We start from the raw sequence: 14,068 nt of genomic DNA, 5'->3' as shown, positions 1-14,068 counted from the left end.
AACCTCACTCCCCTGGTGCTTTTTTGATCTCTTGACGTTTAAATAGTATATCTGATGGACTTCTTTCATACTCTTTAAGTGTGCCATCAAGTTTTATCATACTCTCTTGAAGTTGTATCAATGTATTATTGATATTTGGTACTACCTCAGCAGATATCTCTTTAACATTAAACTCTCCACTGCTGACTGCTCTTTTAAACTCTGTCATTGCAGCATCTATTTTTTTATAACTGTTCATAATTGACTCTAAAGAGGTTGCTATCTTGTTTTCCCAAGTTACAGTATGATCTATCAAACCTTCAAATTTTTCAATTGTTGAATCTAGATTTGCCACTGCACTATGAAAATGATCGATTGTTTTATCATCCAATGCTCTTGAGAGTTTTTCCATAGTATCTCTAGTAGAGCTTATAAGCTTCATCATCTCTTGCTGGTTTTTATCATCTAAAAGTTTTTCTGCTTGATAGAGCGTTGTTGTTAAATGATCAGAAACATTTCCCAGAGATTTTTGAATATTTTTAAAGATTGATGGAGCAGTGGCAATAACTTGAAACTCTTCATCTTCAATCATAACTGTTTTCGTTGCATACGTATCTCCAACAGTTAAATTTACATATGTTAAACCTGTAATTCCTTGTGCTGTAAGAATTGCAACGATATTATTTTTTATAGGTGTATCTTTTAAAATATTTACTTGTACTTCAACTTGTTCCGAGTTATTTGGATTTATACGAAGTTTTGAAACTTTTCCTACACGAATACCACGAAACTTTACAGGAGCATCAAGGTTGAGTCCAAATACAGACTCATCAAAATAGATCACATAATGCTTGTTTTCATCCATATGTGAAGGTTTTAACATCCAGTATGAAAATACAGATAAAATACCAAAACTGATAAGAACAGCGAGTCCAACAAGTGTATAATTTACTTTATTGTTCATAGTTTCTGCCTAAAAAATGTTTTTACAAACTCGTTTTGGAGTGTATCAATCTCATCTAAAGAGCCCTCAAATGCTATTTTTTTATCATCAATTATAGCTATTCTATCTAAAGTATCATAAATTGAACGCAAATCGTGAGAAACCATTACAATTGTTAAATTTAACATCTGACGTAAATCTAAAATCAAACTATCAAATTCTCGTGCAGAGATAGGATCAAGTCCACTTGTAGGCTCATCTAAAAAAAGTAGTTTTGGATCAAGTGCTAAAGCCCGTGCAAGTCCAGCTTTTTTCCGCATTCCTCCACTGATTTGGGAGGGGTATAGATCACCATCTTCTGTTTTTAAACCAACTAAATTGATCTTAAACCTTACAATCTCATCAATCATACTACGAGATAACTCTGTATACTCAACAAGTGGCAATGCAATATTTTCTGCGATGGTAAGGGAAGAAAAAAGTGCTCCAAATTGAAATAAAACACCCCATTGACGTTTAAGCGAGAGTATCTCATCTGTTGTAAGTGTCTCTATCTTTTTTCCTAAAACTTTCACTGAACCACCATGAAACTCTTGTAACATTACAATCTCACGAAGCAGTGTAGTTTTCCCACATCCACTTGGTCCTAAGAGTCCATATATCTCACCCTCTTGGACACTTAAGTTGACCCCATCATGGACAACTTTATCACCAAATACAGTTTTTAAATTTTTTACTTCTATCAAACTCATCATATCCCCAAGTTTGTAAAAGCGATTGAGAAAATTGCATCACATACAATCACTGCAAAGATAGATTCAACAACACTTTTTGTAGTGTTAAACCCTATACTTTGTGTATCGTCTTTGACCATTAAACCTCTATAAATAGCTATAGTTGCTATTAAAAAGGCAAAAAATGGACCTTTAAAAATCCCTACAAAAAAATGTTTTGCAGCGATTACTTCATGAAAACGATCGATAAACATATCGGTCGTTATTTTAAGATCAAGGTTTGCAATGAGAATCCCCCCAAACATCCCCATCATATCTGCTAAAAAGATCAGTAAAGGCATTGTGATGCTCAGTGCTATAATTCGAGGAAGTACCAAAAAAGCAAAGGGCTCAAACCCCATCGTTTTCATTGCATCAATCTCTTGTGTTATCTTCATGGCACCAATTTGAGCTGTGTATGCAGAGCCACTTCGTCCAGCTATAACTATAGCTGTAATAAGCGGTGCTAATTCTCTTAAAATTGAAAGTCCCAACATATCTACTATAAAAATATTCGCACCATAGAGTTTTAACTGATATGCCGATTGATATGCTACAACAAGTCCAACAAGAAAATTTGTTAGAGCAATGATCCCTATAGCTTTTATGCCACTCTCATTGATCTCAAAAAATATCTCTTTGTATCTAATTGTATGTGGTGATTTAAGATAGAGCAAAAACGATACAAATACTTTTCCAAGAAACTGTATAAAACTGATAAATGCAGTATAAAAAGTGTATACTTTTTTACCCACTTTTTCTGCAAATTTTGTTTTTGTTTTTGAGAGTTTATCTATTGTTATACGTTTTGATTTTACCAATTCTAATGTTGATTGTAGTGTAGTATTTTCAATCAAAATAGTGTAAGACGATTTAGCACTTTCTAATTGTTGAAAAATTTTATCCAAATAAAGTGCTACAGCACTATCAAAATATGTAAGCTCTTTTAAATCAAAGTGTATATGGGAATATTTTGAAAAATTGACACCTGAAACCTCTTGTTCAATTTTTGGGAGTTGGTATACTGTGATCTCTCCTGAAAATTTCAAGAGAAGCTCACTTTTGTTGCTGATAATTTGGAGTAGCGTATCCATTATCTGGAGTTTTTAAAAATCTCTCTCTAATAGCTTATTAACTTTCAATAGAGTGATGATTTTATCTTCTTGTTTTCCAACACCATCGATAATAGTATCTTCATCATTGATAGTATCTGGTGCTGGTCCTATGTTTTCTTTTTTAATTCGAATTGCCATTGTTAATCTATCGATCACAAATCCAGCAACATCATCACCATTACGCATAACGATAAAACGTGTATCTTCACCATGTTTTTTTGGCTGCAATCCAAATTTTGTACGTAAATCAATGAGTGGGATAACTGCTCCACGCAGATTAAATACACCCATCACATATTTTGGAACTTGAGGAACTCTAGTCCAAGGAAAAGGTTTGATGATCTCTTGAATAGATAAAATAGGCACAGCGTATTCTTCATCACCAATCATAAAGCCAACAAGTTGTACAACATTATCAAGCTGTTCAACAATATTATCTTTTTGTTGCTGTTTATTTATTATATCTTTTAGTTTATCAGCCATTATACAAACTCCGATTTAAAATTTAAAATTAATGTTTCTTTGAACAACACTTGCTAGGTAATCCATTGAGTATGGTTTTGTAATATACTCAACCATACCAGACTCAACACCACGCATACGATCTGATTTTCCTGTACGAGACGTAACTGCTATGAGTGGTAAGTTTTTATATCTATTATACTTTTTGATCTCTGATGCAAGAGAATAGCCATCCATTCTTGGCATCTCAATATCTACAAGCATAGCATCAAAATTGTGTTCACCAGCTTTTAAAACACTGAGTGCTTCTTGACCATCACTCGCTTCTACAAGTGTTATTCCCATAGGCTCTAATGCCTTACGCATAATAGTTCTGTCTGTTTTAGAATCATCTACAATCATAACTGTGTAGTCACTTGGAGCATTTTTCTCATTTACTGCAGACCCTGCACTACTAGAAGCATCTGTTAAAGCTGTTGCTTTTACATTTTTTGCCATATCCATAAGAGCGACCACATCAACAATGAGTGTTACACCACCATCACCACGAATAGTAGCACCAGCAATTCCATCAATACCTTTTAAGTATTCTCCAAGAGATTTAATAACGATCTCCTCTTGACCAACCAAAGTATCAACAATGAGTCCAAGTTTACTTGTACCAAGCCCCAGTACTACAACATAAGCGTGTTCACTCGCATCAAGAATACGCTCAACCTCAAAAATATCACCAATATGTACAAGTGACAATACTTCATCACGAAGTCTCATAACACTTTTACCTTCAACTGTATATATCTCATCTGTTGAGATACGTACAGTCTCAAGAACTGATGCAAGTGGAATCGCATAATGTTCCTCTTGAACACCAACAAGCAATGCTTGGATAATAGCAAGTGTTAAAGGAATTTTGAGCTTCATAGAAGTCCCTTTTCCTATCTCACTGTCTATATCAATAATACCGTTTAGTTTTTCGATGTTTGTTTTTACAACATCCATCCCAACACCACGACCAGAAACATTGGTGACTTGTTTAGCCATTGAAAAACCAGGTTTAAAGATAAGTCCAAATGCTTCTTTATCACTCATAGAATCTGCTTCTTTTTCAGTGATAATCCCTTTTTCAAGTGATTTATTCTTTAATGCATCTGCATCAAGCCCTTTACCATCATCATCTATCTGGATAACTATTTGGTTTCCTTCATTATATGCTTTAAGCATAATCGTACCAATTTCCTCTTTTCCTGCTGCTTTTCTATCGTCTGGAGCTTCAACACCGTGGTCACAAGAGTTACGGATGATGTGAACTAATGGATCACCAATCTCCTCAACGATCGACTTATCAAGCTCTGTCTCTTCTCCAGAGATAACAAGTTCAATTTTTTTATTGAGTTCACGTGAAAGGTCACGAATCATTCTTGGGAACTTATTAAACACCTTTCCAACTGGAAGCATACGTGTTTTCATAACAGCAATTTGGAGGTCAGTTGTTACAAGTGAAACGATAGAAACAACTTGATTAAGTTCTTCTAAAAACTCTTCACCCTCATAACGCTCTTCAACATCATCATTAATTTTAATAAGTCTGTTTTTTGCAAGAACAAGCTCACCTATAAGGTTCATTAAGTGGTCAAGTCTTTTAACATCTACACGAATAGTTTGATCAACTGCTGCAGGAGCTTTTTTTGCAGGTGCACCAGCTTTTGGCTCCGAATCTCCATTTGAACCACTCCCGCGAGAAGCTCTTGGGGCTGATGGTGGTGGAGGCGGTGGTGGAGGTGTAGCGACCCCACCTTCTTCTTTTAATCCCTCTTCTGGTTCAGAATCTGGTTCTAAAGATGGTACTTTTTCCCCTCTTGCAATTTTCTCTTCACGTTTTTTCTTATCTTCTTCTTGACGCTCGGCTAAAAGTCTTGCTATCTCAGCTTCAACATCTTCATCAGACATATTTTCGAGATCGATATTATCACCTGCACTCTCTTCCTCAGCAGAAGTTTCTTCTTGAACTTCCTCTTTTTCAGGTTCTTGTGCTGGAGCCTCTGCAGCTGGAGTATCGACTTCACCAGTCCCTCCACTGATTTTATCAAGTCTTGATACACAATCAGCTACGTCAATACCACCATCTTCACTTGTATCACGAATCTGCTCTAAAAGTTGTTTCATTAAATCAACTGATTCTAAAATAACATCCATAATATCAGGAGAAATAGTAAGTTCCCCATGTCTTGCTTTATTTAAAACATCTTCCATATGGTGAGTAAGATGTGTCAAAATATCAAAGTTTAAAAACGATGAAGCCCCTTTTACGGTATGTGCGACACGAAAGATTCCATTTAAAAGTTCTAAATCTTCTGGATTTGTCTCTAATTCAACTAAATCTTCATCCAGTTTTTCAACAAGCTCAAACGACTCAACTAAAAAGTCTTGCAGTATCTCTTGAAATTCATCCATATTTTATACTCCTACTTCATATGTGCGTGCACTACACGTGCAACTTGTTCATAAAATTCTCCAGCTTGGAACTTAACTAAATAAGCTTCCCCTCCAGCTTCTAAACCACGACCTTCACTAAAATGATCACTAATTGATGAATTAAATACTATTGGTATTTGATGAAAACGTGGGTCCTCTTTTACTTTTGCGGCAAAATGGAAACCATCCATTTTTGGCATCTCCACATCAGAGATAATTATTTTTAAGTTATCAGTAATATTATCTTCATAATTTTTATAAAGATCTTCCAACTTATGAAGTCCCTCTTCACCATCTACAGCACCTATCACATCAAAGCCCATTTTCTCTAATGCATCGGTAACTATTTTTCTAGCAGTAGCACTATCATCTAAAACCATTGCAATTCCTGAAAAATGCTCGATACTTTTGGTTTGTATCTCTGTATCTGGTTCATAAAGACCTAAGTCTTGTACTACGCTTTCTAAGTCTAAGATGAGTAAAACATTATCACCCTCTATTTTAGTAACCCCAGTAATTTTACTACCATCGATGCCACTATTTGAACTTATAAATGTAGCTGGTTCAATGTCACTCCAAGAGATTCTTCTAATTCTCTTAGCATCATGCACGATAAAACCAATAAGGACATTATTGAACTCTGTAATAATTACTCTAGAGTTAAGTAATTTTTTATCCTCAGGCTCAGTAATCCCCATCCACTTCGCAAGATTTACTACTGGTATAACTACTTCACGAAGATCAAAAATACCCTCAATAAACTCAGGTGTACCTGGAAGTTCAGTTAAAAAAGGTACTTTTATAATCTCTCTAACTTTTGAAACATTAATACCATAGATACCCTCGTATATCTCTCCATCTTCCTCTTTGAAGATGCGAAAGTCAACAAGTTCCATCTCATTAGAACCAACTTTTAAAGAGTTGTCATCCATCTTTTATATCCCTTTAATAGAACTGCTTTTCTTCTAATATTGTATTGTTATGCAACGATTTTACTATAAAATATCTTTGATTGCAAGCAAAAGCACCTAAGTTGATATAACTCATTTTTTCTAATTTGAGCAACTTATTTTGATGAAAATGCCCCTCTAAAAAAAAGTCACATTCATACTTATTTTGAAAACGGTTTTTTATAAAATCATCAAACCAATCAAGCTCTTTGCAATCCTCTTTTTTCTTTAAATGGTTATCTACAAAATTTAAAATGAAATGGTTAAAAAGATTATCTAAAGGCTTTAAAATTTTCAGCATAAGTGGGTTTCTAATAAATGATGTATATATTTGATACCCCAAAGGTGCATCAAAGTCCCCATGTGCCAAATATATTTTTTTATCTTCAAAACTACATAGTACTGGTTGTTGCTTGATTGTAAAGATTTGAATGTTGTTAAAAACAGCTTTTAGATTAAAGTCGTGGTTTCCTTCAAAGTAAATCACTTCCATTGTTTGAGCTATCTCTTGGAGTAGTTTAATCATCTCCATATTATCTTTATATGTATGCTCAATCGAACCAAATAAAGCGTCAAAAATATCACCCATTAAAAAGAGTTGAGGTGGTTGAAGTTTCTTAGAGTGGATAGCTTTTATAAGTTCAAGAAGTTGTGGTCGCTCTTTGCAGTAGTGTGCATCTGCTATAACAAATGCACCCTCTTTTATCTGTAAGTTATGGGACATACGCAATGATTGGCAATGCCAAATTCTCCGCTAACCCACACATTAAATTTGCATTTGCAACAGCTTGGGAAGATGAACCACGTAAGATATTGTCAACTGCACTATTTACATAAAGTTTATTTCCTTTTTTCTGTGCATAGATATCACAAAAGTTTGTACCCGAACACGATTTTATATCTACTGGTTTATCAAAAATTCGCACAAACGGCTCATCTTTATAAAACTCACGAAGTACTTGCAATGGATCGATATCCTCTTTTAAAAGCATATATGCATCGATCAACTCTCCACGTGTAGCTGGAATCAAGTGAGGGACAAAATTGATATCAAACTCTTTATTGCTTTGTTTAAAAAGCTTCTCTTTGATCTCTGGTTCATGTCGATGAGAAAGCACTTTATATGGGAAAATATTTTCATTTATACTAATGTAGTGTGTAGACTCATTACATTTTTTTCCAGCACCACTCACACCACTTTTGGCGTCTATAAATATAGGAAAATTTTCATCTATATAGTCTGTAAATGGAACTAGAGCCAAAATCGAAGCAGTTGGATAACACCCAGGATTCGCCACAAGTGAGCTTTTTTTAATCTCTTCACGGTACAGCTCTGGTAAACCATATACAGCTTGATCTAAATGCTCTTTATCTTCGTGTGGACAATAGTGTTTTTCGTATGTTTCAAGTTCTAGACGGTAATCTGCTGAGAGATCAACTATCTTTATACCTTCATCGATCAAACCTTTTGCAAATCCCATAGATGCTTGGTGTGGTAGTGCTAAAAATACAAGTTCACATCTTGTAGTAATCTCTTTTACATCCGCTTTTTCTACAGGAGATGAAAAAACATCTTGCATAGCAGGGTGAAGTTTATCTAACTCTACTCCACCCTCACTTGTTGCAACATAAGTGATCTGAAAAATTGGGTGTTGCACTAAGATTTTAATGAGCTCTAATCCAGTATAACCACTAGCACCAACCACCCCTACATTAATGTGAGTCAAAAACAATCTCCTGATATTTTACTTCATCGATCTCAAACTCTTTTTCTCCACCTGGAAGACGAACTTTTACCTCGTCGCCCTCCTCTTTTCCTAAAAGTTGTTTTGCTAAAGGTGAGTTAAAAGAGATAAGTCCCATATCTGGATTACTCTCAGCACCACCAACTATAGTATATGTAACCTCTTCATCTGTATCAATATCTGTCATAACAACAGTTGATCCAAAACTTACACGTGCATGTTCAAGTTCACTTGGGTCAACTATCTGTGCATTTCCAAGAAGCTCTTGAAGCTCTGCTAAACGGTTGTCTATATTTTTTTGCATCTCTTTGGCAGCGTGATATTCTGCATTTTCTTTTAAATCTCCATGCTCTAGCGCCTCTTCGATCGCTTTTACAACACCTGGGCGTTTCACTTCTTTTAAGTCTTTTACTTCAGCTTGGAGTTTTTCATAGCCAAAAATTGTCATCGGTTCTACGTTGTTCATCTATTTTCCTAATAAAGTGCTTTCATTAATTTTTCTTGATCAACTGCTTCTACAGCTTTGTTTTGATCAACACTTTCAACAACATCATCCACCGTCATATCACTTCCTTTTGCAACTGCTGCAACTGCTTTTTCTTGATTTACAGAATCTACAGCTTTTTCTTTATCCACAGCGTCTACAGCAGCTCCCATATCAAAACCAAAAAGTAGTGTTGCTAAAAACATACTTGCTAAAAGAATTTTTTTCATTTAAAAGTCCTAAAATAATTTTTTACCATTATAGCAAAAGTTTAGCTTATATCAGTATTTCTTCTACTTGCTCCAATGTACTGTATTGAAGTGTATATTGTCAGTTTAAAAGCTTTTTATATTAATGTACTTTGAAATTTTATATTTTTTTAGAAGATAATCCACACAGTTTAATCTATATGTTTTACTCTTCTATGAAGAAAAATAGCATACCACTTTTTTGCTTCTTCTTTATCTTGTTTCACACCCAAACCATTTTCATAAAAATACCCAAGCCTTTGTACTGCATGAATACGAGGATGTATATTTTTAGATGCCTCTTCTGGACTTGGAGCAGCTACTAAATACCATTTTAGAGCATCTTGATAACTTTGTTTTACCCCTAAACCCTTTTCATATAAGATACCAATTTTTTCAGCAGAAGTTATATCACCACGTTTTACCCCCTCTTTGTAAAACGTCAAAGCTTTTTTATAATCAATTTTAATCCCTAAGCCTTCTTGATATAAAACACCCAAATATCTTGGAGCTTTCATATCTCCTTGTTTAGTTGCTAATTCTAAAAGCTCTTTAGCTTTTTTATAGTCTTGCTTTACGATGTCACCGTTAAAATAGTTTAGTGCCGTATTAAAGACTGTTCTTGCTTTTTCATTTCTATCAAATTTTTTTTTTGACTGTTTAAAAAGCCAGTCTCGCACACTTTTTAACTGATATGCATAATCAAAAGAGTACATATGCTCTCCACCTGGTCCACTCTCATCTTTAGGTGTAACCGTGTCTTCAGTAAACTGCACAAAGTTTCTACTATATCCATAAGACAAAAGATCTTGGATTTTTTCCTCTTTTTGTTCATCTGATAAAGTTGCATCAAATTTTGTATAACCAAACTCTATACCTTTACTTTTAAACATATCTCCTAGCTCTTTCATACCCTTTGAAGCTTTTTCATCTCCCTTGGATACTATATAGAAAAATTTCTTTTTAGTAAGTGGATTTAGCACATTTATATCCCATTGACTACCTACAAAAATTGAAGCTGCGAAAAGGTCAGGATAGTTTGCATTTAGATAAAAAGATATCATACCACCCATTGATTGACCTGTAGTATAAAGTCTATCTTTATCAATGCTGTATTTTGATACCGTGTCTTTTAAAAGTCTAAGTGCAATGCCAAGCTCATCACTTACACTCCAGTCATCATGAGTAACATTATCTGGACCTGCAAAAGCAGGTACTAGTACAAAACTTGGATGCTCTGCTTGAGATTCGACCGTAGCCCAGATAATACCGCCGTAACCTTGCATCAAAGGAGACCATATCCCTTTACCTGTCGTACTAGCATCTGCCATAAAAAGTACCAGCGGATAGCTTTTCTTTGAGTCATAGTTTTTTGGAATATAAAGATTATAATCCATTGTTTTACCAGTAATTTTATCTTTAAATTGAAGTCTTTTAAATTTTGGGGCAATCTTGTCACGCATTGTTAAAAGTTTATCGTCATAGCTTTTATCTACACCACCGTATGATTTATCCCAAACTTTGTGTTTAGAGATATCATCCATCCAAGCAAATAACTCATCTAAATCATAATCTCCACTATGAGGTTTACCCCAAGGAAATGCAAGATCAACAACTTTTCCATCATTTTGAAGTTTTGTTGCCAACATCACAGAAATAGCCAAAGATGTATCTTTGTCTATTGAACCGTGGCGAATACGCCAGTATTTTGTCGTATCCGTCCATCTCGCATGAATATATTCCATCGGATTCATCATTTTGACAATCTCTTTAGATGCACTTTGACCACCTACCGTATCATTTTGCTTTGAGAAATCTGTAAAGTGCATATTATCGACACTACTTGTACCAAAAAGATTGTTTTCGCCGCTTTTTAAATCCAAAGCATCAAATGCAGGAGGAGTTTTCATTCTACCCATATATTTAACATATTGTTCAAAGTCTATATCGATAACTTTGCTGTTTTTAATACTCAACCATTTTAACGATGAAAGGTTTTGTCCTTTATCTAGCTCTTTTTGAGCCGAAGCTATTACAAAAGATTTTACATACTCTTTAAATGTTCCGTTACCATTTTCATCAAGGCTGAGTTGTGTGCCGTCTTTAGTTTTTAGTTTTAGTGAGTTGAGATATGTAGGGAAAAGCGGTTTTAACTTATTTGATATTTCTTTCTCTTTTTCACTTAATGTCCCAGCAAACTCTTGACGTTGCATTTTAAAGTCAAGCATCTCCATAGAGATTTTTTTATAATCATCTACGCCATTAAACTGCCATTCATATGCCATATCAGCATGTTCAAGATTTGTAATCGGACAATACGCAGATACCGCAAATATATCATCGTTTGCTTCTGCAGCTCCAAGTGCTTTTAGATATGGTTCATAGTCTTTATTATTTCCACTTGCACCTAAAAGTACAGATAACGCTCCTCCTGCACTTGTACCGTTTGAGATAATTTTAAGAGCATCACCGGGCATAACTTTATCATTATAACGAAGATATCTAACTGCTGCTTTTAGATCAACAATCGCAGCTGGTGCTTTACCTGTAAAATGTCCATCTTTATCCTTTAGTATTCTTCCACGTGCAGCTGGAGATGCTACAACATAGCCTTTTGATAACGCTACAATTGTGGCATTTGGTTGGTTTGTAAATTTACTTATCCCTGGAACTTCAGAGCTCCCAGGCATATACCCTCCCACTTCATTTGGTAAAAATATAGGTGCAGTATCTTTCGTAAAATCTCTTATTTTCTTACCTGCATAGTAAGCCTCAGGTACATAAAAATTCATACTTTGGAACTTTATATCTACAGGATTTTTTACATAAACTATATTTTCAAACGCACGATATTTTATCTCTTTGCCGTTAAGATTAAATGTTTTGATTGTATATTTATTTAAACTAAATGTTAAGTCATAACTTGCACTTAAAAGTGATGGAAAGAGTGCACCACATAGAAAAAATAAAATAGTTTTATAAAAAGCTTTTGTCATTCTTATTCCTTTTGCAGTCAAATTATATATTTTGAATATTAATGAAATATTGAGAAAAATTCAATTTATCACTCACAATAAAAATAGCTACCTTTAAAATATTCATTACTTTGAAGAAAACATCTTTTTTAATTCTCTTTTTTTCAAAGCTAACATGAACAAACTTCATAAAATTAGTGGTATAAATCTTTATATTTTTATGCGTTATCACAGAGAACTTGAGAACGAGGAAAAAATTTAACTTTTAAATGTTGAGAGATTAAACTCTATAGTTTTGTCCTCTTGCTTTATGGTTATTATACAGCCTAATTTACTTATAGAGCTCACATCTATCAACTCTTCTAAAAGCACCATAATATCTTTTGTCATTGGATCATAAACTTGCAGTTTTTCATCTTCAACAAAAAATATGCGTCCACCGCCACAGCCATCGCCTATAATCCCTTCGCAAACAAGGGGAGAATTTAGATCGTAGTTCATTTTTTACGAAGCGCCTTGATCGCTTCTGCGCACATAGTAAGTCCAAAGGTTGCAGTTACCCCCATAAAGCTCCCTTTTTCTTTGATCTGTGCTTCCTCGCTTGAAAAGATCACTTTATATTTTTTCGTAAACTTTCTACGTTTGAGTTCATAGCGGATTTTTGCACCCAATTTATCGCCGTAACTTTTCCAGATGTCTGCTACTTGTACCTTTGTAGGATCAACTCTTTTTGCACTTCCAAAAGATGAGATCAGTTTTTTGTAACACTTTTGGGCAAGGGCTAGTTTTGCTTTTGTATCGTCAATTGCATCAAGGACTAGATCGTAAGGTTCAAAATCAAATGCTTTTACCCACTCTTCATCCACTCGTGTATGTATAATTGTCAACTCTGGATAATGCTCTTTAAGAGCTTCCACTTTTACTGCATCTTCATGTAATTCAGACCACATTTGGCGGTTTTGATTGGTTATATCGTAGGTATCAAAGTCTACAATCGTAATGTCGGTTATCCCGTTTCTGTATAAACAATCTAAACAAAAACTGCCAACACCGCCTACTCCAAGTAATATGAGCTTTGCATTTTGCAATTTCTCAAAATCATCTCCAAAGAGGAGTTTTGTTCTAGCATATCTAGGCATCTATCCACTCTTGTAGTTGATTTATACTTTTATAAGCACTCAGATCAAGCATAATAGGTGTGATCGAAATATATCCAGCTTGTATCGCTTCAAAATCACTCATAACCTCTACTCCATCCCTTGGAGAAAATGAAAGTGGATGCAATCCTAACCAATGGTACTCTTCCCCACGAGGATTTCTATGCACGTGTGAATCATTTTCGTAGTGGCGATACCCGACGTATGTGACCTTTATATCTGCTTGATCGACGTCTGGTGGGATGTTAATATTTAAAAACTCTCGATCAGGAAGTGGAAAATCTCCTGCTAGTATTTTTTCAACAATACTTTTTATCGTATTTTGTGCGAGAGTAAAATCTCCATCTGGATTTGTAAAATCCATCACTTGAGATATTGCGATCGAAGGTATGCCATGTAGTACACCTTCCATAGCTCCAGCGGCAGTTCCAGAGTAAGTGATATCTTCACCCATATTTGAGCCGCGATTGATCCCGCTAATCACAAGGTCTGGTTTTTTCTCTTCAAACATAGTGCTTAGTGAAAGATAGACACAATCAGTAGGTGTCCCATCATCAAGTTTGTAAAAATCATCCTCAACAGAGATAAAACGCAAAGGTCGAACCAACGTTAAAGAGTGCCCACAAGCTGATTTTTCATTTGCAGGTGCTACTACAATCACATCTACATTTTGTATAGTTTGTAAAATATCTTTTAGAGCCAAAAGCCCTTTTGCCTCATATCCGTCATCGTTCGTTACTAATATAGTGTATCTTTTTTCCATAG

At 34.8% G+C, this 14,068-nt stretch carries 14 protein-coding genes; all 14 read right to left on the bottom strand.

Annotated features, from left to right (window positions below):
• Nucleotides 1-4: 4 nt before the first annotated feature.
• Nucleotides 5-943 (bottom strand): MlaD family protein, encoded by a 939-nt coding sequence (locus ACQY56_RS09495; protein WP_428738013.1) that lies wholly within the window; start codon nt 941-943, stop codon nt 5-7.
• Nucleotides 940-1,674, bottom strand: a complete 735-nt coding sequence (locus tag ACQY56_RS09490) for an ABC transporter ATP-binding protein (RefSeq protein ID WP_428739817.1) — start codon at nt 1,672-1,674, stop codon at nt 940-942. The genes ACQY56_RS09495 and ACQY56_RS09490 overlap by 4 nt, the downstream gene beginning before the upstream one ends.
• Nucleotides 1,674-2,789 (bottom strand): MlaE family lipid ABC transporter permease subunit, encoded by a 1,116-nt coding sequence (locus ACQY56_RS09485; RefSeq protein WP_428738011.1) that lies wholly within the window; start codon nt 2,787-2,789, stop codon nt 1,674-1,676. Before ACQY56_RS09485 ends, ACQY56_RS09490 begins: the two co-directional genes overlap by 1 nt.
• 12 nt (nt 2,790-2,801) lie before the next feature.
• Nucleotides 2,802-3,293: a chemotaxis protein CheW gene (locus tag ACQY56_RS09480; protein ID WP_428738010.1), complete on the bottom strand. Its 492-nt coding sequence runs from the start codon at nt 3,291-3,293 to the stop codon at nt 2,802-2,804.
• A 15-nt stretch (nt 3,294-3,308) separates the two neighbouring features.
• Nucleotides 3,309-5,723, bottom strand: a complete 2,415-nt coding sequence (locus tag ACQY56_RS09475; RefSeq protein ID WP_428738009.1) for a hybrid sensor histidine kinase/response regulator — start codon at nt 5,721-5,723, stop codon at nt 3,309-3,311.
• 11 nt (nt 5,724-5,734) lie between these two features.
• The gene (locus ACQY56_RS09470) at nt 5,735-6,676 is read right to left on the bottom strand and encodes a chemotaxis protein CheV (protein WP_428738008.1); all 942 of its coding nucleotides are present in this window, start codon (nt 6,674-6,676) and stop codon (nt 5,735-5,737) included.
• 13 nt (nt 6,677-6,689) lie between these two features.
• Nucleotides 6,690-7,418 carry a UDP-2,3-diacylglucosamine diphosphatase gene (locus ACQY56_RS09465; protein ID WP_428738007.1) on the bottom strand — a complete coding sequence of 243 codons (729 nt, stop codon included), beginning with the start codon at nt 7,416-7,418 and terminating at the stop codon, nt 6,690-6,692.
• A complete protein-coding gene (gene argC, locus ACQY56_RS09460; RefSeq protein ID WP_428738006.1) occupies nt 7,408-8,421 on the bottom strand; it encodes an N-acetyl-gamma-glutamyl-phosphate reductase in 1,014 nt (337 codons plus the stop codon). Before argC ends, ACQY56_RS09465 begins: the two co-directional genes overlap by 11 nt.
• Complete coding sequence (greA, locus tag ACQY56_RS09455) at nt 8,408-8,905, bottom strand: transcription elongation factor GreA (RefSeq protein ID WP_428738005.1); 498 nt, start codon at nt 8,903-8,905, stop codon at nt 8,408-8,410. The genes argC and greA overlap by 14 nt, the downstream gene beginning before the upstream one ends.
• An 8-nt stretch (nt 8,906-8,913) precedes the next feature.
• The gene (locus ACQY56_RS09450; protein ID WP_428738004.1) at nt 8,914-9,153 is read right to left on the bottom strand and encodes a hypothetical protein; all 240 of its coding nucleotides are present in this window, start codon (nt 9,151-9,153) and stop codon (nt 8,914-8,916) included.
• 170 nt (nt 9,154-9,323) lie between these two features.
• A complete protein-coding gene (locus tag ACQY56_RS09445; protein ID WP_428738003.1) occupies nt 9,324-12,167 on the bottom strand; it encodes a subtype B tannase in 2,844 nt (947 codons plus the stop codon).
• Nucleotides 12,168-12,404: 237 nt separating this feature from the next.
• Nucleotides 12,405-12,647 carry a thiamine biosynthesis protein ThiF gene (locus tag ACQY56_RS09440; protein WP_428738002.1) on the bottom strand — a complete coding sequence of 81 codons (243 nt, stop codon included), beginning with the start codon at nt 12,645-12,647 and terminating at the stop codon, nt 12,405-12,407.
• Entirely contained in the window at nt 12,644-13,285 is a 642-nt protein-coding gene (locus ACQY56_RS09435; RefSeq protein WP_428738001.1) for a tRNA threonylcarbamoyladenosine dehydratase, read from the bottom strand. Before ACQY56_RS09435 ends, ACQY56_RS09440 begins: the two co-directional genes overlap by 4 nt.
• Nucleotides 13,278-14,066 (bottom strand): 5'/3'-nucleotidase SurE, encoded by a 789-nt coding sequence (gene surE / locus ACQY56_RS09430; RefSeq protein ID WP_428738000.1) that lies wholly within the window; start codon nt 14,064-14,066, stop codon nt 13,278-13,280. Before surE ends, ACQY56_RS09435 begins: the two co-directional genes overlap by 8 nt.
• Nucleotides 14,067-14,068 lie beyond the last annotated feature (2 nt).

The sequence above is a fragment of the Sulfurimonas sp. genome (genome assembly GCF_050296975.1).
In the GTDB taxonomy this organism is placed as follows: Bacteria; Campylobacterota; Campylobacteria; order Campylobacterales; family Sulfurimonadaceae; genus Sulfurimonas.
This window is presented reverse-complemented; position numbering and strand designations above follow the sequence as displayed.